Origin of the sequence: Streptomyces sp. CBMA152 (assembly GCF_014596475.1) — a bacterium.
GTDB lineage: Bacteria > Actinomycetota > Actinomycetes > Streptomycetales > Streptomycetaceae > Streptomyces.
On record NZ_MECJ01000039.1, the window covers coordinates 269,939 to 293,046 of the forward strand.

General features: G+C 70.5%; 22 protein-coding genes and 2 pseudogenes. 18 read left to right on the forward strand and 6 right to left on the reverse strand.

Annotated features, from left to right (window positions below):
• The first annotated feature begins 24 nt into the window (after positions 1 to 24).
• The 6 genes from BG418_RS39305 to BG418_RS39330 all read left to right on the forward strand — a co-directional run bounded on the left by BG418_RS39305 (position 25) and on the right by BG418_RS39330 (position 4,767).
• Positions 25 to 804, forward strand: a complete 780-nt coding sequence (locus tag BG418_RS39305; protein WP_188278873.1) for an exodeoxyribonuclease III — start codon at positions 25 to 27, stop codon at positions 802 to 804.
• A 130-nt stretch (positions 805 to 934) separates the two neighbouring features.
• Positions 935 to 1,369, forward strand: a complete 435-nt coding sequence (locus tag BG418_RS39310) for a DUF6278 family protein (RefSeq protein WP_188278874.1) — start codon at positions 935 to 937, stop codon at positions 1,367 to 1,369.
• Between the two features lie 195 nt (positions 1,370 to 1,564).
• Positions 1,565 to 2,308, forward strand: a complete 744-nt coding sequence (locus tag BG418_RS39315; RefSeq protein WP_188278875.1) for an amino acid ABC transporter ATP-binding protein — start codon at positions 1,565 to 1,567, stop codon at positions 2,306 to 2,308.
• Between the two features lie 19 nt (positions 2,309 to 2,327).
• Positions 2,328 to 3,233 (forward strand): glutamate ABC transporter substrate-binding protein, encoded by a 906-nt coding sequence (locus BG418_RS39320; RefSeq protein ID WP_188278876.1) that lies wholly within the window; start codon positions 2,328 to 2,330, stop codon positions 3,231 to 3,233.
• 8 nt (positions 3,234 to 3,241) lie between these two features.
• Positions 3,242 to 3,886 carry an amino acid ABC transporter permease gene (locus tag BG418_RS39325; protein ID WP_188278877.1) on the forward strand — a complete coding sequence of 215 codons (645 nt, stop codon included), beginning with the start codon at positions 3,242 to 3,244 and terminating at the stop codon, positions 3,884 to 3,886.
• Positions 3,883 to 4,767: an amino acid ABC transporter permease gene (locus BG418_RS39330; protein WP_188278878.1), complete on the forward strand. Its 885-nt coding sequence runs from the start codon at positions 3,883 to 3,885 to the stop codon at positions 4,765 to 4,767. The genes BG418_RS39325 and BG418_RS39330 overlap by 4 nt, the downstream gene beginning before the upstream one ends.
• 56 nt (positions 4,768 to 4,823) lie before the next feature.
• Here BG418_RS39330 and BG418_RS39335 read toward each other — a convergent pair.
• Positions 4,824 to 5,010 (reverse strand): annotated as a pseudogene (locus BG418_RS39335) (acyl esterase); the annotation flags it as partial.
• Positions 5,011 to 5,153: 143 nt separating this feature from the next.
• A complete protein-coding gene (locus tag BG418_RS39340) occupies positions 5,154 to 6,386 on the reverse strand; it encodes an Ig-like domain-containing protein (RefSeq protein WP_223186059.1) in 1,233 nt (410 codons plus the stop codon).
• Positions 6,387 to 6,610: 224 nt separating this feature from the next.
• Between BG418_RS39340 and BG418_RS39345 the strand changes: the two genes are divergently transcribed.
• The 6 genes from BG418_RS39345 (at position 6,611) to BG418_RS39370 (ending at position 13,420) form a co-directional block, all read left to right on the forward strand.
• On the forward strand, positions 6,611 to 7,771 hold the full coding sequence (locus BG418_RS39345) for a lipid II:glycine glycyltransferase FemX (RefSeq protein WP_188278880.1): 1,161 nt from the start codon (positions 6,611 to 6,613) through the stop codon (positions 7,769 to 7,771).
• Positions 7,768 to 9,405 carry a murein biosynthesis integral membrane protein MurJ gene (murJ, locus tag BG418_RS39350; RefSeq protein ID WP_317453908.1) on the forward strand — a complete coding sequence of 546 codons (1,638 nt, stop codon included), beginning with the start codon at positions 7,768 to 7,770 and terminating at the stop codon, positions 9,403 to 9,405. Before BG418_RS39345 ends, murJ begins: the two co-directional genes overlap by 4 nt.
• A 68-nt stretch (positions 9,406 to 9,473) precedes the next feature.
• Positions 9,474 to 10,157: a response regulator transcription factor gene (locus BG418_RS39355; protein ID WP_188278881.1), complete on the forward strand. Its 684-nt coding sequence runs from the start codon at positions 9,474 to 9,476 to the stop codon at positions 10,155 to 10,157.
• Positions 10,154 to 11,626: a HAMP domain-containing sensor histidine kinase gene (locus BG418_RS39360; RefSeq protein WP_317453909.1), complete on the forward strand. Its 1,473-nt coding sequence runs from the start codon at positions 10,154 to 10,156 to the stop codon at positions 11,624 to 11,626. Before BG418_RS39355 ends, BG418_RS39360 begins: the two co-directional genes overlap by 4 nt.
• Positions 11,623 to 12,096: a hypothetical protein gene (locus tag BG418_RS39365; protein WP_188278882.1), complete on the forward strand. Its 474-nt coding sequence runs from the start codon at positions 11,623 to 11,625 to the stop codon at positions 12,094 to 12,096. Before BG418_RS39360 ends, BG418_RS39365 begins: the two co-directional genes overlap by 4 nt.
• Before the next feature lie 64 nt (positions 12,097 to 12,160).
• A complete protein-coding gene (locus BG418_RS39370; RefSeq protein ID WP_188278883.1) occupies positions 12,161 to 13,420 on the forward strand; it encodes a cytochrome P450 in 1,260 nt (419 codons plus the stop codon).
• Between the two features lie 2 nt (positions 13,421 to 13,422).
• On the opposite strand, the gene BG418_RS39375 is transcribed toward BG418_RS39370, so the two are convergent.
• Positions 13,423 to 14,166 (reverse strand): hypothetical protein, encoded by a 744-nt coding sequence (locus tag BG418_RS39375; protein ID WP_188278884.1) that lies wholly within the window; start codon positions 14,164 to 14,166, stop codon positions 13,423 to 13,425.
• A gap of 115 nt (positions 14,167 to 14,281) precedes the next feature.
• Here BG418_RS39375 and ggt point away from each other — a divergent pair, with 115 nt between their 5' ends.
• Positions 14,282 to 16,078: a gamma-glutamyltransferase gene (ggt, locus tag BG418_RS39380; RefSeq protein ID WP_188278885.1), complete on the forward strand. Its 1,797-nt coding sequence runs from the start codon at positions 14,282 to 14,284 to the stop codon at positions 16,076 to 16,078.
• 168 nt (positions 16,079 to 16,246) lie between these two features.
• On the forward strand, positions 16,247 to 16,939 hold the full coding sequence (locus tag BG418_RS39385) for a glycoside hydrolase family 75 protein (protein ID WP_188278886.1): 693 nt from the start codon (positions 16,247 to 16,249) through the stop codon (positions 16,937 to 16,939).
• Between the two features lie 72 nt (positions 16,940 to 17,011).
• Here the strand turns inward: BG418_RS39385 and BG418_RS39390 are convergent, their stop codons facing one another.
• The 3 genes from BG418_RS39390 to BG418_RS39400 form a co-directional block, all read right to left on the reverse strand.
• Complete coding sequence (locus tag BG418_RS39390) at positions 17,012 to 17,665, reverse strand: DUF4360 domain-containing protein (RefSeq protein WP_188278887.1); 654 nt, start codon at positions 17,663 to 17,665, stop codon at positions 17,012 to 17,014.
• A gap of 214 nt (positions 17,666 to 17,879) precedes the next feature.
• Complete coding sequence (map, locus tag BG418_RS39395; protein WP_188278888.1) at positions 17,880 to 18,647, reverse strand: type I methionyl aminopeptidase; 768 nt, start codon at positions 18,645 to 18,647, stop codon at positions 17,880 to 17,882.
• A gap of 107 nt (positions 18,648 to 18,754) precedes the next feature.
• Positions 18,755 to 19,924: a thiolase family protein gene (locus BG418_RS39400; protein ID WP_188278889.1), complete on the reverse strand. Its 1,170-nt coding sequence runs from the start codon at positions 19,922 to 19,924 to the stop codon at positions 18,755 to 18,757.
• 120 nt (positions 19,925 to 20,044) lie between these two features.
• On the opposite strand from BG418_RS39400, the gene BG418_RS39405 reads away from it, so the two are divergent.
• From BG418_RS39405 to BG418_RS39420, 4 genes and pseudogenes are all read left to right on the forward strand, one after another.
• Positions 20,045 to 20,512, forward strand: coding sequence for a helix-turn-helix domain-containing protein (locus tag BG418_RS39405; protein WP_188278890.1), 468 nt, complete (start codon positions 20,045 to 20,047; stop codon positions 20,510 to 20,512).
• 198 nt (positions 20,513 to 20,710) lie between these two features.
• A complete protein-coding gene (locus BG418_RS39410) occupies positions 20,711 to 20,962 on the forward strand; it encodes a helix-turn-helix domain-containing protein (RefSeq protein WP_188278891.1) in 252 nt (83 codons plus the stop codon).
• Between the two features lie 41 nt (positions 20,963 to 21,003).
• Entirely contained in the window at positions 21,004 to 22,221 is a 1,218-nt protein-coding gene (locus tag BG418_RS39415; RefSeq protein ID WP_188278892.1) for an alginate lyase family protein, read from the forward strand.
• Between the two features lie 192 nt (positions 22,222 to 22,413).
• Positions 22,414 to 23,108: pseudogene (locus BG418_RS39420) on the forward strand (hypothetical protein); the annotation flags it as partial.

Sequence of the window (23,108 nt, forward strand, 5' to 3'; positions counted from 1 at the left end):
GACCCGGCGGTTAGTGTGTGGGACATGCGCATCGCGACCTGGAACGTCAACTCGATCACCGCCCGGCTGCCCCGTCTCCTGGCCTGGCTGGAGAACACCGGCACGGATGTGCTGTGCATCCAGGAGACCAAGACGACCGCCGAGGGCTTCCCCGCCGCCGAGCTCCGCGAGCTGGGCTACGAGTCGGCGGTCAACGCGACGGGGCGGTGGAACGGGGTGGCCCTGGTCTCCCGCGTCGGCCTCGACGACATCGTCACCGGGCTGCCCGGCGACCCCGGCTTCGAGGACACCCTGGAGCCCCGCGCCATCTCGGCGACCTGCGGCGGAGTGCGCCTGTGGTCGGTGTACGTGCCGAACGGCCGCGAGGTCGGCCACGGCCACTACGCGTACAAGCTGGCCTGGTTCGAGGCGCTGAGGGCGGCCGTCGCCCAGGACGCGGCGGGGGAGCGGCCGTTCGCGGTGCTCGGTGACTTCAATGTCGCCCCGACCGACGAGGACGTCTTCGACGTGGCGTTCTTCGAGGGCCAGACCCATGTCACCCCGGCCGAGCGCGCGGCGCTCGCGGCGCTGCGCGAGGCGGGTCTGTCGGACGTGGTGCCGCGCCCCCTCAAGTACGACCGGCCGTACACGTACTGGGACTACCGCCAGCTGTCGTTCCCGAAGAACAAGGGCATGCGCATCGACCTGGTGTACGGCAACGGGCCGTTCGCCAAGGCGGTCAAGGACAGTTATGTGGACCGCGAGGAGCGCAAGGGCAAGGGCGCCTCGGACCACGCCCCGGTGGTCGTCGACCTGGAGATCTGAGAGATCCGAGAGATCTGAGAGGCGATCCGCGGGTCCGAGGAGACTCGGTCCGCAGATCGGAGAATCGCACCCGCCGTCAACTCCGCGTGCCCAGTGGTGCACGCCGGTGTGGCGGTGGGACGCTGGCGCCATGAACATCCTGGACAACTGGCGCAAGCGGCATGGCTCGCAGCGGACGGCGGCGCTCGCGGAGGCGGTGCAGACCGATCCGGAGGGCGTGGGCGAACTGCTCGCCGAGTGCGAGCTGCTGCGGGTCAGGGCGCAGCAGGCCGGGCTCGAACTCGACGACAGCCCGGCCTCGTTGGCGGCGCTCGACCAGCTGCCGCCGCGCTGGCGCGACGACCCGGAGGAGCTGCCCTGGCTCGGCAACGACGCCGGGCTCTACCTCGGGACCGTGCTGGTGCGCACCGTCGAGGGCGCCTCGTGGCAGATCTGGCCGAGCGGGCAGCCGGTGGTGCGGCTCGTCTCGGGGCGCGAGGTCGACGTGGTCGGGGCCGGGATCGAGTGGGCGGCGGGCGGCACGCCCGAGCTCTCCCAGGTGTACGCGGAGGCGGCCGAGGTCTGACGCCCCACCGGACCCGTAACCGAACGAGCCAGTAACCGCACGACCCGCGCCCATAAGCGCACGACCGCGTAACCCCACCAACGCGTAACCCAAAATACGGTTTATGTCCTGTTCGTGCGTGTCGAGGTGAAGTCCCTTTCCGGGCTGGATAGTTTGCGCTGACCTCGACACAGCGATGAGTGGGCAGGACAGCGTATGGCCGTCGATCCGTTGATCGAGCTGCGTGACGTCAACAAGTACTACGGGAAGTTGCACGTCCTCCAGGACATCAACCTCACCGTCGGACGCGGGGAGGTGGTGGTGGTCATCGGGCCGTCCGGCTCGGGCAAATCGACGCTGTGCCGGACGATGAACCGCCTGGAGACCATCGAGTCGGGCTCGATCTCCATCGACGGGCAGCCGCTTCCCGAGGAGGGCAAGGGGCTCGCGGAGCTGCGCGCCGAGGTCGGCATGGTCTTCCAGTCGTTCAACCTCTTCGCGCACCGCACCGTCCTCGCCAACGTCTCGCTCGCCCAGATCAAGGTCCGCGGCCGCAAGAAGGAAGAGGCCGACAAGCGCTCGCGCGAACTCCTGGAGCGGGTGGGGCTCGCCTCCCAGGCCGACAAGCTCCCCGCCCAGCTCTCCGGCGGCCAGCAGCAGCGCGTCGCCATCGCCCGCGCGCTCGCCATGAGCCCCAAGGTCATGCTCTTCGACGAGCCGACCTCGGCGCTCGACCCCGAGATGATCAACGAGGTGCTCGAAGTCATGCAGCAGCTCGCCCGGGACGGCATGACCATGGTAGTCGTCACCCATGAGATGGGCTTCGCCCGCTCCGCCGCCAACCGCGTCGTGTTCATGGCCGACGGCCGGATCATCGAGGACCGCACCCCCGACGACTTCTTCACCAATCCGCGCAGCGATCGGGCCAAGGACTTCCTCTCCAAGATCCTCAAGCACTGAACGGGGAGTGGACGCAACGATGACGCGTACGCGACGCGCGCTCGCCGCGCTGGTGCTGGTCCTGGCCGCCGCCGGGTGCGGCAAGTCGGGCAGCCCGCCGGTCAAGGGACCGAAGGCCGGGGAACTGCCGCACTACCAGGTCATGACGGGCTTCACCCTGCCGGACTCCTCGGTCTGGCGGCGGGCGAAGAACCGCGGCCATCTGGTCGTCGGCGCCAAGGAGGACCAGCCGTACATGGGCGAGAAGGACCCGGCCACCGGGGTCTACTCGGGCTTCGACATCGAGATCGCCAAGATGATGTCCGCCTCGCTCGGCTTCGACCCGAAGACGATCGCCTTCAAGACCATCGCCTCGGCCAACCGCGAGACCGCCCTGCAGAACGGCCAGGTCGACTACTACGTCGGCACCTACACCATCAACGCCAACCGCAAGAAGCTGGTCGGCTTCGCCGGGCCGTACTACCAGGCCGGCCAGGGCCTCCTGGTGCGCACCGACGAGAAGAACATCAACGGGCCGCAGGACCTGAACGGCAAGCGCGTCTGCTCGGCCGCGGGCTCCACCCCGTACCAGCGCATCCAGAAGGACTACCCGAAGGCCGATCTCGTCGCGTACGACACGTACTCGGTCTGTGTCGACAATCTGCTCAGCTACCAGGTCGCCGCCGTCACCACCGACGACACCATCCTCAGCGGCTATGCCGCCAAGGTGCCCGACGAGCTGAAGGTGGTCGGCAAGCCCTTCTCCAAGGAGCCGTACGGCGTCGGGGTGCCGCGCGGCGACAACGCCCTGCGGTTCGCGCTCGACGACGCCATCGCGACCCATGAGAAGAACGGCGACTGGCAGAAGGCGTACGACGCGACGCTCGGCCTGTCGGGGCGCAAGGCCGCGCCCGCCCCGCCCATCGACCGCTACCCGGCGAGCTGAGGCCCCGCATGGACGTACTGACCAAGAACTTCTCGCTGTACGGCAAGGGCTTCCTCGGCACCGTCGAGCTCACGGTCTACGCCTCGGCCGTGGCGCTGGTGCTCGGCTTCCTGATGGCCTCGTTCCGGGTCTCGCCGGTCGGCTCGTTCCGGGCGCTGGGCACGGTCTGGGTGAACGTGCTGCGCAACACCCCGCTCACGCTGCTCTTCTTCGCGGTGCTGCTCGGTCTGCCGCGCTTCGGACTGGTGCTGCCCTTCAAGGTGTTCGCGGTGCTCGCGCTCGGCTGCTACACCTCGGCGTTCATCTGCGAGGCGCTGCGCTCCGGCATCAACACCGTGCCCACCGGCCAGGGCGAGGCGGCCCGCAGCCTCGGGATGACGTTCGGCCAGACGCTCAACGCCGTGGTGCTGCCGCAGGCGTTCCGCTCGGTGATCCCGCCGATCGGCTCCACGCTCATCGCGCTCGCCAAGAACTCGGCGATCGCGGGCGCGTTCAGCGTCACCGAGCTGCTCGGCACGTACAAGACGCTCAGCGAGCTCGGCTACAACATCATCTGGACGTTCCTCTGGATCGCCGTCGGATACCTGATCATCACCCTCACCATCAGCGCGATCTTCAACCTCATGGAGAAGCACTGGGGAGTCGCCCGATGACCGCACAGCTGTCCACGCAGGCCACCGCCCTCTACGACATCCCGGGCCCGAGGACCCGTCAGCGGCACCTGCTCTACGGGCTTCTCTCGACGGTCCTGATCCTCGCCCTGGTCGGCTGGGTGATCTATCTCCTGTTCGACACCAACCAGTTCACCGCCGCCAAGTGGACACCCTTCGAGTACAAGGGGATCCAGCGGCTGCTGCTGCGCGGGCTCGGCAACACGCTGCGGGCGTTCGCCTTCGCGGCGCTGCTCTCGCTGGCGCTCGGCGCGGTGCTCGCGACCGGGCGGCTCTCCGACCACCGGCCCGTTCGCTGGCTCGCCACGCTGCTGGTGGAGTTCTTCCGCGCCATGCCCGTACTGGTCATGATCTTCTTCATCTTCGTGGCGCTGAAGGTGCAGCCGTTGCCGGCGCTGGTGGCCGGACTGACCCTCTACAACGGCTCGGTGCTCGCCGAGGTGTTCCGCTCCGGCGTCAACTCCGTGGAACGCGGCCAGAAGGAGGCGGCATTCTCGCTCGGGATGCGCAAGACGCAGGTCATGACGTACGTGCTGGTCCCCCAGGGGATCCGGGCGATGCTGCCGACGATCATCAGCCAGCTGGTGGTCGCGCTGAAGGACACCTCGCTGGGCTATCTGATCACCTATGAGGAGTTCCTGCACGCGGGGAAGCTCATCGCATCGAATCTCGACTACGATTTGCCGTTCATCCCCGTGGTGATGGTGATCTCGCCGATCTACATCGGGATGTGCATGCTGCTCTCCTGGTTCGCCACCTGGATGGCCAGGAGACAGAAGCGCAATCCCAAGACGGAGGCCGTGGAAGTCGCCCCGGCCGAACCAGGAACGCTACTGCCGGGGGGACCCCGCCCAGGGCCCTGAAAGGCCCTGGGGGAGCAGTGGCAAGGGGGCAAGGCCCACCCGGCAGCAGCCGGTGATCACTCCTCGCGGAGAGGGACCGTCAGATACGACGGGTCTGACGCGGGCGAGGAGAAGGTCAGCTGCGCGCCGGTCGGGTTGTGCTCGATGTACAGCGGGTCGACGGTGTCCACCACCAGTGACCGGCTTGCCGAGGCCGAGCGGGCCCACGTCGTACAAGTACGCGACGAGGGTGCCGCTCTCCTTGACCGTGTCGCCCCACGCGTTGGCGAGCATGATGGCCGCGCCGTTGCGGTTGATGTCATCCACACGGGTGACGATCGGACCCGTTCACGTTGTTGCTGACCGATCAGTAAGTTACACGTGGGTAACGATTGTTGGACGAGGTGTCAGCTGCTGGCGGTACCGGAGGTGCCCGCGGTGCCGTTGAGGGCGCTCTTCTTCTGCCAGTCCGCCCAGCTCAGATTCCACTCGCCGTAGCCGTTGTTGAGCGCCTGGGTGCCCTTGGCCTCGTCGCCGGTGATCTCGAACGGGTCGCCGACCTGCACCTGGCCGTAGAGGTCCTTGGCGTTGGCGTCGCTCATGCCGATGCAGCCGGAGCTGTGGTTGGTGTTGCCGAAGTAGTCGGCGTTCCAGGGTGCGGCGTGCGCGTACATCCCGGACCAGGTGAGCCGCATCGAGTAGTCGACCATCTTGTTGTACGCGTCGCCGAGCCCGACCGTCTCGGAGTTCATGTTGATCGTGCCCTCCTTCGCCATCAGGACGGCCTTGCCGCGCCACGAGCCCTTCTCGCCGCCGGGCGTACCGGCGGACACCGGGGTGTCCTTCACCAGCTTGTCGTCGCGGTACAGCTTGAGGCGGTGGTTGTCGATGTCGACCTTGACGACCTGGTTCTTGCCGATGGTGACGTTCGTGGCGTAGTCGCGGACGAACCAACCGCCGCCGGAGTCCACGCCGTTGAGGTCGGCGTTGAGCGTGACCTTCGTACCGCTCTTCCAGTACTCCTTGGGCCGCCAGTCGACCCGCGTCTTGCCCGAGTAGTCCTCCATCCAGCCCCAGGAGCCCTCGGTGTTGTTCGAGGTGGTCACCTTGAGCTGCTTCTCCACCTCGGCCTTGTTCTTCACCGGGTGGTCGAAGACGATCGACAGCGGCTGGCCCACGCCGACCGTCGAGTCCTTGCCGGGCACCATGGTCAGCTTGTTGACCTTGTCGGGCGCGGCGGTCGCGAAGGCGGCCTTCGCGGTCGAGCCCTTGTCGTCCTTCGCCTCGACCGTGTACGAAGTGCCGGGCGCGGCCTTGCGGTCCGACGTCCACGTCTTCGCGTCGGCGGACACCTTCCCGGTCAGCTTGCCGCCCTTGGCGTCGCTGACCGTGACCTGCTGGAGCTTCCCGGCGGCCAGGGTCACCGTCACCGGCTGCCCCGCCTTCGCCTGCTGCCCCGTCAGATTCACCGATATCTCGGCCTTCTTGGCGCCGGCCATGTCGGCGCCCCCCTTGCCGTCGCCGGAGCCGCCCGAGCTGCCCGAGCAGGCGCTCAGAGCGGCGGCCAGCACCGCGGTGCCCGCGATCGCGGCGAGACGGACCGAGCGGCCGAGCGGGGTGTGACGGCGTATGCGGCTCAACTGGAAAACCTCCCGTAGCAATGCTTCTCCGTAGGAGAGAGTCGACGGCTCGACTTTAGGTTGCGAAGAACGCCGGAAATCTCGGGATTTCGTATGTGACAAGGACCGCAGAGGAACGGTCATCGTCCCGTCACATTCGCCGCGCGGCCCGGTCATGGACCGCTGTGAGCATCCTGTGCATCCCCGCAGGACCGACGACGGGGCGCACTTGGGAGGCCACACGCGTGTCCGCACTGCTGGTGACCGGTGACCGTGACCAGGACCTGCAACTGCGCGGCCTCACCGTCGCCGAGTACCGGTCCTTTCTGGCGACCCGAAGCGGCGTGAGCTTTCTGCAGCAGCCCTCGTGGGCCGAGGTGAAGGACCAATGGTCCTCGGAAAGGGTCGGTTGGTACCTTGACAACGGGGAATTGAAGGGCGCTGCGCTCGTTCTCTACCGGCAATTCCCGGGCACCCGGAAATACTTCGCCTATCTGCCGGAGGGGCCCGTCGCCGACTGGGCCGACCCCGAAATGGACCGCTGGCTCGGCCCGTTGCTGCGCCATCTGCGCCGGGCGGGCGCCTTCGCCGTACGGATCGGGCCCTCGCCCGCGTACCGGCGCTGGAACGCGCCGCTGCTGAAGTCGGCGACCGGTCCCGGCCGCAAGATCGCTGATGTGCTCGCCAGCGAGGTCGACCCGCTCGGGACCGCCGTCGCCGAGCGGCTGCGGGCGCGCGGCTGGAAGCGGTGCGGCGGGGACGACGACGGGGACGCGGACGCCCAGCCGCGCTTCGTCTTCCAGGTGCCGCTGGCCGGCCGTGCGCCCGACCAGCTGTGGAGCGGCCTCAACCAGGAGTGGCGCCGCAATGTGCGCACCGCCAAGAAGGCGGGCGTCCAGGTCCTGGTCGGCGGCGCCGCCGATCTGCCCGAGTTCTACCGGCTGCTGCGGATCACCGAGGAGCGCGACGGCTTCCGGCTGGGCCGCGACCTCGCGTACTACCAGCGCCAGTACGCCGTGCTCAACGCCGAGCAGCCCGGCCGTATGCGGCTCTATCTCGCCGTCCACCAGGGCGAGATCCTGGCCGCCCACACCATGATCAGTACGGGGCGGCGGGTCTGGTACCAGACCGGTGCCTCCGCGGACCACCGCCGCGAGGTGCGCCCCAGCAACGCCCTCCAGTGGCAGATGCTGCTGGACGCCCACGCGCTCGGCGCCGAGGTCTACGACATGCGCGGGATACCCTCGACCCTTGATCCAGACGACCGCCCCTTCGGTTTGCTGCGGTGGAAACTGGGCACCGGCGGACAGGTCGTCGAGACGCTGGGGGAGTGGGAGACACCGATGAACGGCACCGCCAACCACGCACTGTACCGCGCGTTCCAGGCCTATCTGGCCCGCCGGTGAGCGCACAGACCAAGGCCGGGCCCCGGCACGCGGCGAAGGCGTCGGTCGGGCGCAGCGGCGCCGTGATGGCCGCCGGCTCGATCGTGTCGCGGGCCACCGGGTTCGTGCGCTCGGCGGTGGTCGCGGCGGCCCTCGGCGTCGGGCTCGTCGGTGACGGTTTCGCGGTCGCCAACAACGTCCCCAACATCCTGTACACCCTGCTCATCGGCGGCACGCTCAACGCGGTCTTCGTACCTGAACTGGTCCGCGCCGCCAAGGAACACAGCGACGGCGGCGCCGCCTACACCGACCGGCTGCTCACCGCCTGCACCGCCGCCCTGGTCGTCATCACGGCGGCGGCGGTGGCGGCCGCGCCCGCCATCGTCGGCCTCTACACCGACTACACCGGCGCCCAGGCCGACCTGACCCTCGCCTTCGCCCGCTACTGCCTGCCGCAGATCCTCTTCTACGGCCTGTTCACGCTGCTGGGCCAAGTCCTCAACGCGCGCGGCCGGTTCGGCGCGATGATGTGGACGCCGGTCCTCAACAACGTCGTCGTCATCGCGGTGTTCGGGCTCTACCTCGCCACCGCCGGCACGGCGGGCAACACCCTGAGCGCCGCCGACACCCGGCTGCTCGGCTGGGGCACCACCGCCGGGATCGCCGTCCAGGCGCTCGCCCTGGTCCCGGCGCTGCGCGCGGCCCGGTTCCGCTGGCGGCCCCGCTTCGACTGGCGCGGCAGCGGCATCACCCGCCCGCTGCGCTCGGCGGGCTGGCTGGTGCTCCTGGTGCTGACCAACCAGATCGCGTACTGGGTGGTCACCACGCTCTCCACCCGGGCCGGTCAGCATGCCCACACCGAGGGCGTGGCGGGCGGCGCGGGCTATGCCGCGTACACCAACGCGTATCAGCTGTGGGTGGTGCCGCACGGCATCGTCACCGTCTCGCTGCTCACCGCGCTGATGCCGAGGATGAGCCGGGCGGCCGCCGACGACGACCCGGCGGCGGTGCGGCGCGATCTCTCCTACGGGCTTCGCACCAGCGCCGCGATGATCGTCCCGGCCGCGTGCGCGCTGCTCGCGCTCGCGCCGTGGGTGATGGGCGCGGTCTTCGGGTACGCGCGCACCGGCCCCGACGACGTGGCGGTGATGGCGGGGATGCTGCAGGCGTTCGCGCCGGGGCTGATCGCCTTCTCCGGGCAGTACGTGCTCTCGCGCGGGTTCTACGCGCTGGGCGACACCCGCACCCCGTTCCTGCTGAACCTGGTCATCGCCGGGTGCAACGCCGGGTTCTCGGCGCTCGCCTATGTGGTGCTGCCCGCGCGCTGGGCGGTGACGGGGATGGCCGGGGCGTACTCGCTCGCCCTGTTCATCGGGCTCGCGGTCACCGCGTACACCCTCAACCGCAGGCTGGGCGGCGGCGGGCTGCTGCGCTCACCCGCCCTTGGCGCCCACGGCCGGCTGCTGCTCGGCTGCGCGCCCGCGGCCCTGCTCGGTTACGGGGCCGCCCGCGCGGCCGACCGACTCGGCGACTTCGCGGCGGCCGGGGCCGGTGCCGCGGTGCTCCTGGTGACGGTGGCGCTGCTCGCCCGCCCGCTGCGGCTCGACGGCATCAACGACATGGTCGGCAAACTGCGGGGCGGCCGGGGCCGCTGAGGCGGTCCGGTACTGCCGGGACATCCGGGTCAACTGAGCCCTACGAGACTGCTGGGATACTGATCTTCATGCCACGCGTGCTGCTCATCGAGGACGACCCCTCCGTACGGGAAGGGGTCGAGCTGGGCCTGCGCAGGCGCGGCCACGAGGTGAGCGCCGCCGAGACCGGCGAGGCCGGACTGGCGGCGCTCAGGACGTTCCAGCCCGAACTGGTCCTGCTCGACCTGATGCTGCCCGGTATCAACGGCGTACAGGTCTGCCGGAAGATACGCGAGACCAGCCAGCTGCCGATCATCATGCTCACCGCGCGCGGCGACGACTTCGACGTGGTGGTCGGCCTGGAGGCGGGCGCGGACGACTACATCGTCAAGCCCGCCCGCACCGAGGTCATCGAGGCGCGCATCCGGGCCGTACTGCGTCGGCTCGCGGACCCGGGCGGGCGGCCCGGCCTGGAGTTCCACGGCGAACTCGCCCTGGACCGGGCCGGTCTGACCGCCGCCAAGTCCGGCGAGCGGGTGGCGCTCGCGCCCTCCGAGCTGAAGCTGCTGCTGCATCTCGCCGCCTCGCCCGAGCAGGTCTTCAGCCGCCAGCAGCTGCTCGAATCGGTGTGGGAGCACAGCTACCACGGCGATGCCCGGCTCGTCGACGCCTGTGTACGGCGGCTGCGGCACAAGATCGAGGACGTGCCCGGCAGCCCGCTCTACATCCAGACCGTGCGCGGCTTCGGCTACCGCTTCGGCCCCCTGCAGTGACCGGTCCCTTCCGGATACGCAGGCTCAGGCGGGCCGGGCGGCTCGGGCTGCGGGCCCGGCTGATCGCCGCGTTCTTGCTGGTCGCCGCCATCGCCGCGGGCACCACCGCGACCCTGATCTACCAGGAGGCGCGCTCGGCCATCCTCCAGCAGGCCCAGGACACGGCGGTCGCCCAGCTGCGCGACCAGATCGGCGCCCAGACGGTCAAGCTGCCGATGACCCGCACCTCGCTGCGCGAACTCAGCCTCGCCGTGGGCCGCCAGGGCAAGCCGCACCCCTGGTACGTGTTCGCCGAGTACGGCACGCTGCGCGCCTCCAACGTCAGCCAGACCACGTCCGGCGTCCTCACCGACGACCTGCGCCGCCGTGCCCGCGCCAATCCTCACGGCGCCTTCCAGCGGGTGGTCAAGGACGGCCAGCCCTGGCTCACTGTCGGTATGCCGGTGATGCTCGGCGTGGCGGGGCAGGATCGGGCGCAGCCCACCGGGATCACGGTGTACGCGGTGATGCCGCTCAGCACCGAGGAGGGGAACGTCCAGGCGATGGTCACCGCTGCCCGCGACGGCGCGCTGCCCGCGCTCGCCGTCGCCCTGGTGCCCGCGCTGCTCGCCGCCCGCAGCGTGCTGCGGCCGGTCCGCGATCTGCGGCGGGCCGCCAGCAGCATGGGCAAGGGCCGCCTGGACACCCGTATCGAGGTGAAGGGATCGGACGAACTCGCCGATCTGGCCTGGACGTTCAACGAGTCGGCCGAGGCGCTGGAGCGGTCCGTCGAGGAGCTCCAGAAGGCCGAGGCCCGGGCCCGCAGGTTCGCCTCCGACGTCTCGCACGAGCTGCGCACCCCGCTCGCCGGGATGCTCGCCGTCACCGAGGTCCTGGACGAGGACGCCGACCGGCTCGACCCCGACACGGCGGCCGCGGTCCGACTCGTCTCCGCCGAGACCGGCAAACTCGCCACCCTCGTCGAGGACCTGATGGAGATCTCCCGCTTCGACGCCAAGGCCGCCGAGCTCAACCTCGACGAGGTCGACGTCGCCGAGACGATCCGCAAGACCCTCCAGAACCGGCGCTGGGAGGAGCAGGTGGGGGCCGAACTGCCGCACGGGATACGGGCGATGCTCGACCCCAGGCGCTTCGACATCGTCGTCGCCAACCTCGTCGGCAACGCGCTGCGGCACGGCACCGCCCCGGTCCGGGTGACGCTGCGCGCCGACCGCGACCGGCTGGTGACCGAGGTGACGGACGGCGGCCCCGGGATCGCCCCGGCCGTGCTGCCGCACATCTTCGACCGGTTCTACAAGGCCGACGCCGCCCGCACCCGCTCGGCGGGCAGCGGGCTCGGGCTCGCGATCACCCTGGAGAACGTACGGCTGCACGGTGGTACGGTCCGGGCGGCGAACGGGCCCGACGGGGGCGCGGTGTTCACCGTCGAACTGCCGTTGCGGCCGCCGGGGGAGGAGGAGCCGTCATGAGACGCGGACGTGCCGCCCTGCTGTTCCCGGCGCTGCTCCTGGTGGCCGGGTGCGGTATCCGCTCCACCGATGTCGTCGAGGTGGGCGACCCGGCCTTCGCGAAGGTGGCTCCGGCCGGCCCCGACGGCACCACCTTGTACTTCAAGGGCCCGAACGGACTGCTGCCGGTGGTCCGGGCCGAGGCCCGAGTGCCGGGCCATGCCGTCATGCTGCTCCTGAACGGCCCCACCGAGGCCGAGAAGGACGCGGGGCTCGACACCGAACTGCCCCACTACTACGGCGGGCTGGGCATCGGCAAGGACGGCGCGAGCATGACGATCCGGATGGAGCGGGCCGTGCTCGACTTCTCGGCCCTCGCCCGGGAGCAACTGGTGTGCACGGCGTCGCACACGGTGTCCCCGGACGAGCACGTCACGGTGACGGTGATGGGCAACGACGGGAAACTGGGCCCCGCGAGCTGCCCGTTCTGAGGCCCGGATGCCGCCGTGGGCGGGTGGTCTTGTGGGCGGCGCCCGCCCGCGTCACCTTGGTGCGATGAGTGATCTGCCGGATGTCTTCGACCCGCGCCGGTACGCGGCCGGACCGCCGTACGACGACTACCGGGAGCTGCGCGAGCGGCATCCGGTGGCGTGGCAGGAGGAGTACGAGGTGCTCGGCTGGCCCGCCGGGCCCGGCTTCTGGGCGGTCACCCGCCACGCCGACGTCGTACGGGTACTCAAGGACGCGGCCACGTACTCCTCCGCGCTCGGCGCCACCCAGATCCGCGACCCCGCCCCCGACGACCTGCCGTTCATCCGGCGCATGATGCTCAACCAGGACCCTCGACGCGGTGCGAGCGCGGCGGACACCCATGACCACGGCAGGCTGCGGCGCCTGGTGAGCCGCGCCTTCACGCCCGGGCGCATCGACCGCTTCGAGACGGCGGTACGGGCCCGGGCGCGCACCCTCCTCACGGCGGCCCGGGACGGAGCCGAGGGCGGGGTGTTCGACCTGGTCACCGACGTCACCGACGACTACGCGCTGCTCAACCTCGCCGATCTGCTCGGGGTACCGGGCACCGACCGGGGGCTGCTCCTGGAGTGGACCGAGCGGGTCATCGGCTACCAGGACCCGGACGAGCCGCCGGTCCTCGGCCCCGACGGGCGGCCGGTCAACCCGCGCTCGCCCGCGATGCTGCGCGAGATGTTCGCGTACGCCCAGGAGCTCGCCGCGTACAAGCGGCGCGAGCCCGCCGACGACATCATGACCTCGCTGGCGCACTGTGAACTGCGGGACGCCGAGCTGGAGATGTTCTTCTTCCTGCTGACCGTGGCGGGCAACGACACCGTACGCAGCGCCGCGCCCGGCGGCTTCCTGGCACTCGCCGAGCACCCGGACCAGCGGCGCGCACTGCGGGCGGGCGAGGTGGCGCTCGACACCGCCGTCGACGAACTCCTGCGGTGGCACCCGCCGGTCCTCACCTTCCGCCGCACCGCCGCCGTGGACACGGTCCTCGCCGGGCAGCGGATCAGGGCCGGGGGCAAGGTCGTCGTCTTCCACGCCTCCGCCAACCACGACGAGCGGGTCTTCACCGCACCCCACCGCCTGGACCTCGCCCGCACCCCCAACCCCCATGTCTCCTTCGGTGACGGCCCCCACGTCTGCCTGGGCGCCCACTTCGCCCGGCTCCAACTGCGCGTACTGCACGAGGAGGCACTGCGCCTGTTCCCCGAGCTCGCCCTGGCCGGACCGCCGCGCAGGCTGGTCTCCAACTTCATCAACGGGGTGAAGTCGCTTCCCCTGTACGGGAGATGACCTCAGCCCGCCGCCCGGTGCGAGGTGCGGACTGGAGGGGCGGGAGCGAGGGCGGCGCGGGTGACGTCCGCGACGACCTCCACCACGTCCGGGCCGTAGGCGAGCGAGTTGACGACCTTCAGGAGCAGGCAGAAGGAGCCGTTGCCGTGCTTGCGGGCCAGCTTCTCGTGGTTGCGGGCGAGATAGCGGGTGGCGGCCTGGTTGGTGATGGCGCGCTGGCCGCAGAAGAGGAAGACGGGCCGGCCGTTCTGCCCGGCGGTGACCCGGGCGAGGATGACGTACTCGGCGACCCCGCCCTCCACCCGGTAGCGCTCGCTGCCGATCGTGAACGAGCCCCGGTCCGGGCCGGGTTCGGTGTCCACGTTCATCGAGACGCCGGGCAGCAGGGAGGCCAGATGCGCGGCCATCCGCCTGTTTGAGTACGGCCCCCCGAGACAGAACTCCGTGCGCTCGCCGAAGCCCTGCTGGGTCATGTCGTGCTGGACTATCTGGGCGTGCGCCCCGCAGTCCTTGATGAGCGAGGAGAGTTCGAGCAGCGCGAACACGTCGAACCGGTGCACGGCGCCCTCGGCCCCCGCGTCCCGGTTGACCACCAGCAGGCACTCGGAGTGGTCGGGCAGGCCGAAGAAGGTCTGCTTGCGGCGGAGTTTGCGTTTCCAGAGGTAGGTACGGGTGAGCCAGCCCAGCGAGGCGCTGACGCCCGCCGCGACCACACCCAGCACGATATTGCGTACGTCGTCGTTCATGAGCGGGCATGTTAGCGGGCGTTGGATGTCATGTTCGTGTCGCGTCGGTCGCGGTCCTGACGCGGCGCCCGGGGCGGCGTTACGCTGCGCGGACGTTCACACCCAGGAGGTACGCATGCGTCGCTCCGCCGTCCGCAGTCTCTCGGTACTGGCCGTCGCCGCGGCCGTGGCGGCCTCGGTCGCGGCCGCCCCGCCGGGCACCGCGCCACCGCCGGTGAAGGCGCCGGAGGCGGTGGGGTACGGAGGCGCGGTCGCCAGCGTCGACGTGGACGCCACCGCCGCCGGTATCGACGTCCTCAAGCACGGCGGCAACGCGGTGGACGCCGCCGTCGCCACGGCCGCCGCCCTCGGCGTCACCGAGCCGTACTCGTCGGGCATCGGCGGCGGCGGGTACTTCGTCTACTACGACGCCAAGTCCCGCACCGTGCACACCCTCGACGGCCGCGAGACCGCCCCGCACTCCGCCACCTCCTCGCTGTTCCTGGAGAACGGCAAGCCGCTGGCGTTCCCGGACGCGGTGACCAGCGGGCTCAGCGTCGGCACCCCCGGCACCGCGGCCACCTGGGACGCGGCGCTCGACGCCTGGGGCTCCAAGCCGCTGAGCCGGCTGCTCAAGCCCGCCGAGCGCCTGGCGCGCGACGGATTCACCGTCGACTCCACGTTCCGCCAGCAGACCGCCGACAACCAGGCCCGGTTCGCCGACTTCCCCGCCACCGCCAAGCTCTTCCTGCCGGGCAGCCAGTTGCCGGCGGTCGGCTCGAAGCTGAAGAACCCCGATCTCGCGCGCACCTACGAGGAGTTGGGCCGCAAGGGCGTCGACGCGATCTATGGCGGCGACCTCGGCCGGGACATCGTGAGAACCGTCCGCAAGCCCCCGGTCGCCCCCGGCTCCAAGCGGGTGGCGCGTCCGGGCGACCTCACCGCGAAGGACCTGCGGTCGTACGAGGTGAAGCGGCAGGCCCCGACGAAGGTGGGCTACCGGGGGCTGAACGTGTACAGCATGGCGCCCTCCTCGTCCGGTGGCACCACGGTCGGCGAGGCGCTCAACATCCTGGAGCACACCGACCTCTCCAAGGCGTCCGAGGTGCAGTATCTGCACCACTACATCGAGGCGAGCCGGGTCGCGTTCGCGGACCGGGGCCGCTGGGTCGGCGACCCGGCGTTCGAGGACGTGCCGACCAAGGGCCTGCTCTCGCAGAAGTTCGCCGACTCGCGCGCCTGTCTGATCAGCGACACCAAGGCGCTCACCAGCCCGCTGGCACCCGGCGACCCCCGCCACCCGGCGTCGTGCGCCACCTCGGGCCAGGCGTCGCCCACCACGTACGAGGGCGAGAACACCACGCATCTGACGGTGGCCGACAAGTGGGGCAACATCGTCTCGTACACGCTCACCATCGAGCAGACCGGTGGCAGCGGCATCACGGTGCCGGGGCGGGGCTTCCTGCTCAACAACGAGCTCACCGACTTCTCGTTCGCCCCGGCCAACCCGGCCGTCCACGACCCGAACCTGCCCGGCCCCGGCAAGCGGCCGCGCTCCTCGATGTCGCCGACGATCGTGCTCGACGGGCACGGCCGCCCGGTCCTCGCGCTCGGCTCGCCGGGCGGCGCGACCATCATCACCACCGTGCTCCAGTCGCTGATCAACCGGCTCGACCGGCATCTGCCGCTGGTGGACGCGATCGCCGCCCCGCGCGCCAGCCAGCGCAACGCGGCGACGACCGAACTGGAACCCGCGCTCTTCAACAGCCCGCTCAAAACCCAACTCCAGGCGCTGGGGCAGGCGTTCACGCTCAACCCGGAGATCGGCGCGGCGACCGGGGTGGAACGGCTGGCGGACGGCCGCTGGGTCGCGGCCGCCGAGAAGGTCCGGCGCGGCGGCGGCTCGGCGATGGTGGTGCGCCCGGCCGGGTGATTAATCGTCATAACCCGTCCGCCGGGCGGGTGAAGGGGGCGCGGCCCTCGTCCGACTACGGACGGGGGCCGCGTTCCATGTGATGCGGGTGGGGTTGACGCGCTCATGCAAACGGGTCAGATGGTGCGCGTCAGGTAAGGAAACTTTCCTAACAGAAGGGTCCCCCACGTGCGCACCCGAACACTCGCCCTCGCCGCCGCCTCCGGCGCCGCCCTGCTCGCCACCGCGGCCCTCCCGGCGGCGCGCGCCGCCGACGCCCCCACTCGTACCGGGGAAGGCACGGTCAGCGCCGCCGACCTGCTGTCCAAGGTGACGACCTGTTCGCAGATCTCCCACGGCAAGTACAAGACCGACAACGAGACGGCTGCGACCATTCCGGTGTGCGGCAAGAACGGCGCCGTCTTCTGGAAGGCCGACCTCGACGTCGACTGCGACGGCCAGACCACCACCGCCTGCAACCACACCACCGACCCGTGGTTCCAGGGCGACACCGCGTTCCACCAGTCCGACGGCAGGGCGCTGAGCGCGGAGAAACTGCCGTACGTCGTCGTGCCCAGCTCCAGCTCCATCTGGAACTACAGCGCGGCGGGCATCAAGGGCGGCGGTGTGGTCGCCGTCATCTACAAGGACAAGGTCGAGTACGCGGTGGTGGGCGACACCGGTCCGTCGAAGATCATCGGCGAGGCGTCGTACGCCACCGCCAAGGCGCTCGGGATGAACCCCAACCCGGCCACCGGCGGCGCGGCCTCCGGTGTCACGTACATCCTGTTCAAGAACACCCAGGTCAAGCCGATCGAGAGCCACAGTGTGGCGGTGGCCCTGGGGGACCAGCTGGCCAAGGAGTTCCTGGCGAACAACTAGGCGTGGGTGCGGGGCGTGTGCGGACCGCCGCGTGATGGGCGGTCCGCACACGTGTGGTGCGGGGGTGGCTCGCTAGGCCACCGGGCACGCCTTCCACGAGAAGTGGTAGACGGTGGTGATGCTGGCGTCCGTGGAGTCCATGCTGATGAAGCTGGTGGTGTTGACCGGGTCGGAGGTGCCGACGCCGGCCCGCAGCTCGGTGTTGATGTTCAGATAGCGCTCCTCGCCGCAGGGCTTGTAGACCAGGGCCGCCACGTCCGTGGTGTCGTTGGTCTGCCAGTCGTCGTCGAGCGGACCCTTGAACGGGTGCGCTATGTAGGCCGTCTGCGACATGCCCTGGAAGTAGTAGTTCGCTCTCTCCTGCGCGGTCGCGCCGTTCTCCAGATGGGCGAAGCCGCGGTAGTCGGCCGACGCGATCGCGTAGGTGAAGCCCTGCGGTACGTGGACGTTCAGCGCGAGCTGGCAGTTCTTGCGGAGGTCGGTGGGCGAGGCGCCCTTGCCGACCTGCGCGAGATAGTTGCTGTAGGTGACGGTGAACGCGGTGTTGTCCGGCGACACGGCGACGGCTGCGGTGCCCGCCGGACACCCCGAGCCGTTGACGGTCACGAGGTCGATCACGATCTTGTCGGGCGGCGGGGTGCCCCAGCCGGACGGGTGCTGGGAGGTGCTGAGCGGGGCGGCCAGCATGACGGCGGCCGCGCCGCCGATGGCCAGTGCGTTGAACATGACGCTCCCTTCAGGTCATGTCGCCAGCCCGCTTCTCCTGTGGGGGGTTGGCAGGTCCATGGCACCAGAAGGTCACGTTCCGCGACAGGTACGGACCAGCCACCGTGGGGGTGGTGTGGGTGGCCCGAACGGTTTGTCATTCACCCGCGCCCCGTAAGGGGCGTGGGGAACGGCGGGACCAGCCACGCACGGTCCGCGGGTAAGGGACTTCCGTTCAGACCTGCGTCAGAATCCGCGGACCGGAGTCCGTGATGGCCACCGTGTGCTCGGCGTGCGCGGCCCGCACGCCCGTGACCGTACGCAGGGTCCAGCCGTCCGGCGCGGGGTAGTAGTCGTCCGTCCCGTCGGCAATCAGCATCGGCTCGATCGCCAGAACCATCCCGTGCCGCAGCACCATCCCCCGCCCCCGGCGCCCCTCGTTCGGGACCCCCGGGTCCTCGTGCATATGGCGCCCGATGCCATGGCCGCCGAACCCGTCCGGAATCCCGTACCCCGCCCCCCGGCACACCTTGCCGATCGCGTGCGCGATGTCGCCGATACGGTTGCCGACCCGGGCGGCAGCGATCCCCGCCTCCAACGCCTCGTACGCAGTGGAGACCAGCCGTACGTCCTCGGGCCGCGCATTGCCGACCGTGAAGCTGATCGCCGAGTCGCCGACCCAGCCGTCCAGGATCGCGCCGAAGTCGACGCTGACCAGGTCGCCGTCGCGCAGCCGGTAGCTGTTCGGGATGCCGTGCACGATCGCGTCGTTGACGGATATGCACGCGACGGCCGGGAACGGGACCGGCGCGAACTCGGGGTGATAGCCGAGGAACGGCGAGGACGCGCCCGCCGCGCTCAGCACCTCATGGGCCGCCGTGTCGAGTTCGAGCAGGCTGACGCCGACGCCGGCCGCGTCCCGTGCCGCCGCAAGTGCCCGGGCGACGACCCGCCCGGCCTCGCGCATCGCGTCCATCTGGATATCGGTCTTGATCTCTACCATTCCAATTACTATACCGGTCCGATCGCGTGCGCACGGCAGCGCAGGGATACGCGTACGGAGGCGGTCGTCCGGTTCGTACGAAATGGTCGTACCGAAGTGAGGGTGCGTCAGAGGGCTTCCAGAATCGTGGCGTTGGCGAGTCCGCCCGCCTCGCACATGGTCTGCAGCGCGTAACGGGACCCGCGCAGCCGCATCGCGTGCACCAGCGTCGTCATCAGACGGGTGCCGCTGGCGCCGAGCGGGTGGCCCAGCGAGATCGCGCCGCCGTGCACGTTGACCTTGGCGGGATCGGCGCCCGTCTCCTGCTGCCAGGCGAGCACCACGCTCGCGAACGCCTCGTTGACCTCGAACAGGTCGATGTCACCCAGGGTCAGCCCCGCCTTGCGCAATACCTTCTCCGTGGCCGGGATGACGCCGGTCAGCATCAGGATGGGGTCGGAGCCGGTGACGGCGAAGCTGTGCAGCCGCGCGAGCGGGCGCAGTCCGAGCCGGGCGGCCGTCTCGCTGGAGGTGATCAGCACGGCGGAGGCGCCGTCGTTGGTGGGGCTGCTGTTGCCCGCCGTCACCGACCAGTCGATCTGCGGGAACCGCTCGGCGAAGTCCGGGTCCACGAAGGACGGCTTGAGGCCGGCGAGGACCTCCGGGGTCGTCGCGGGGCGGATCGACTCGTCGCGGGTGAGCCCGGCGATCGGCATCGTCTCGGCGTGGAAGAGGCCCTCGTCCCAGGCCCGGGCCGCCTTCTGGTGCGACTCGGTGGCGAACTGGTCCATCTGCTCGCGCCCGATCGACCACTTCGCGGCGATCAGCTCCGCGCTGATGCCCTGCGGAACCAGGCCCTCCGGGAAGCGGGCGGCGACGCCCGGCCCGAACGGATCGGCACCGGGCGGCACGTTCGACCACATCGGCACCCGGCTCATCGACTCCACCCCGCACGCCACGACCAGGTCGTACGTGCCCGACATGACGCCCTGTGCGGCGAAGTGCACGGCCTGCTGGGAGGAGCCGCACTGGCGGTCCACGGTGGTGGCGGGGACGCTGTCCGGGAACCCGGCGGAGAGCCAGGCGTAGCGGGTGGTGTTCATCGCCTGCTCGCCGACCTGGTCGACGGTCCCGCCGATCACGTCGTCGACCAGCGCCGGGTCGACGCCGCTGCGCTCGACGAGGGCGCGCAGGGTGTGGGCGAGCAGTTCGACAGGGTGCGTCTGGGCCAGCGCCCCGTTCGGCTTCCCCTTTCCTATCGGGGTACGGACGGCTTCCACGATCACGGCGTCACGCATGGCGTGCTCCTCGGCTCGTTCCGGTCGCGCTACTCGCGAGTAGGTTGGAAAACTGGATTCACTGTAGCTCTATGGGTTGGAAAATCCAATGCACTTCCGTATCTGGCTTACGGTGGAGGCATGACGACGTCGCAGAAGAACTCCCGGCCCTGCTCGATCGCCGACGCGCTCGGTGTCGTGGGGGAGAAGTACGCGCTGCTCGTGCTCCGCGAGGTCTTCTTCGGCGTCCACCGCTTCGACGCGATCGCGCGGAACGTGGGCGCCCCGCGCGACATCCTCACCGCGCGGCTGCGGCGGCTCGTGGACGCGGGGGTCCTGGAGAAGGTGCTGTACCACGACCGGCCCGCCCGGTACGAGTACCGCGCCACCGCGGCGGGGCAGGAGCTTCGGCCGGTGCTGCTGATGCTGATGCGGTGGGGGGATCGGCATCTGGCGGATGTGCCGCCTGTTGTGTGGGAGCACTCGTGTGGGGCCGATCTTGATCCTGAGATCGTGTGTCGGGAGTGTGGTGCGGAGGTTCATCGGCGGGATCTGACGTTGCGGGTTCAGGTGCCGGGGTGGTCGGCGGAGGGTGCGGACACTGCGTGATGCCTGGGGGTGTGGTCGTTTGGCTGCGGGCCGGTGGGGGCTGGTCGCGCAGTTCCCCGCGCCCCTTTGTCGGCTGCGGTGCGGCCGTCGTCTGCAGACCGTGCGTGGCTTGTCGCGCAGTTCCCCGCGCCCCTATGGGGCACTGAAGCACGCTGGACGCCGGGCGGGATTCATGGGGTAGGGCCTAGACTCACTCCCATGGTCCGTACCCCACTCACCCCCGAAGAGCGTGAACGCGGCGAGCGGCTTGGGCGGTTGTTGCGGGGCGCTCGGGACGGGCGCAGCATGACCGAGGTCGCCGCGGCCGCCGGGCTCTCCGCCGAGACGCTGCGCAAGATCGAGACGGGTCGCGCCCCGACCCCGGCGTTCTTCACCGTGGCCGCCCTCGCCGGTGTGCTCGGGCTCTCGCTCGACGAGGTCGCCGGGCACTGCAGCCTCCTCCCGGCCTAACAGATCCTGCGGGCGCCGTCGCCCGGCGCCACCGTGGAAGCGTGTTCACGCCGCCGCGTATCCGCCGCCTCGCCGCCTTCGTCCTGACCGGTGCCCTCGCGCTCGCCGCCTGCGCTCCCGCCAACCGGCTCTCCGCCGCGGCGGGCGACGAGGACGCGGTGACCGCCTTCCACCACCCCGGGGTCGTCGTCGGGCGGAGCCAGCTCGACACCGTACGGACGAGGGTGCGGGCGGGGCAGGAGCCATGGCGGACCGCGTACGAGAAGATGCGGACCAGCAAGTACGGCTCGCTCGACTACACCGCCCACCCCGCCGACGTCGTCCCGTGTCCGCCCAACGCCGGGCCGCCGTCCTGTCTCGCCGAGCGCGAGGACGCCATCGCCGCGTACACCCAGGCGCTGCTGTGGACCGTCAACGGCAACGAGGCGCACGTCCGTAAGGCCGTCGAGATCATGGACGGCTGGTCGAAGGTGATGAAGGGGCACACCGAGGGCAACGCGGGCCTCCAGACGGCCTGGGCGGGCTCGTCCTGGGCGCGGGCCGCCGACATCGTGCACGCGGGGTATCCGAAGTGGCCGGGCGCGGACGTGCAGCGGTTCAAGTGGATGGTGCGCAAGGCGTACCTGCCCGCCGTCACCGCCAAAGTCCCTGACTACAACGGGAATTGGGAGCTGGCGATGACCGACGCGGCCATCGGGATCGCGGTCTTCCTGGAGGACCGCGAGCTCTTCGCCGAGTCGCTGGCCCGCTATCGCGCCCGGGTCCCCGCGTACTTCTACCTGAGCTCGGACGGCAAGCTCCCGAAGGCGCCCCCGGGCGGCACCATGAACACCCCGGACAAGCTCGCCGCGTACTGGTTCGGGCAGCGCACCTACGCCGACGGGCTCGGCCAGGAGACCTGTCGCAACCTGATGCACATCGGGTACTCGCTGGCCGCCTCCGCGCACATCGCCGAGACCGCCTGGCAGCAGGGCGTCGACCTGTACGGGCCCATGGCGCAGCGGCTGCGGGCCGCCCTGGAGTTCCATGCCCGCTACCAGTTGGGCGAGGCCGCGCCGCCCTGGCTGTGCGGCGGCAAGGTGGAGCGCACCATGGGGCCCGATGTGGAGGTCGCGCTCAACCATCTGCGCAACCGGATGAAGCTGAAGCTGCCCGAGACCGAGAAACTGGCCGAACGGCAGCGCCCGGCGGGCACGGACGACCTGTTCGTGGCCTGGGAGACGCTGACGCACGCGGAGAACCCGGGCGCCAAGGTCTGACCGCCGCTCGGGGGAGCGTGACGTACTTCTCAGGGGGCGCACGACATCTGCGTTCACCACGCCGTTCGACGGACGGCCATGCGCCGGTATCGCGAGGAAGACCTCTGCGTAACACGTGCGCAATACGGCGGGTATCGAATGCCCACGGACCGTGGGGGTTCAGTCGGCGGTTGGGGGCAATGCGCTATGACGGTGAATCAACTCCCTGTGGACATAGGGGTGTTCGTGCGATACCTGAGCAGACTGACGGGTCTGCTCGACTGCTCCGGCGGGTGGTACGGGGTCTTCCGGCAGCGCGATCCCGGCGGCATGGCGGCCTGTCTCGACGGCCGCGAGATCCCGCCGTGGGACGTGGTCGAGTCGCTGCTCCAGGATCTCGCTCCGGCGCACGGGGCGCAGGCGGTGGAGCACGAGATCGTACGGGCGCGGGCGCTGCACTCCGCGGCTGCCGTCGCGTGTGACAGCAGGCCCGGCGGCCGGGAGGCCCTGCGCGACCGGCTCGCCCAGATGCTGCGCGAACAGGCGTACGCGGCCGACCGCCTCCCGGGCGCGGCCCCCGACGAGCTGCCCTGGATCCACGACGACCTCACCCGGGCGACCGCGCGCTGTGCCGAACTGCGGTCCCGTATCGCGGCGTTGGGGCCCGAGGCGCCCCGGGGCTGGTTCGGTGAACGGGCGGTGGCGCGGCCCAGGGGCGGCGGGATGGATGCCGGTTCCGAAGCCGCGGCCGCGGGCATCGCGCGGGTTCCGTCACCGCGGGTGCCGGTGCCCCGGCCCGCCAGGCGGCGCATCGGGCGCGGTGCCCGGTTCGCGGGGCTCGACGGGGGTGGCGCCTCGACGGAGGAGGGGCCGTTACTTCCGCCCGTCGCGGGCGCCGCGCCCACCGG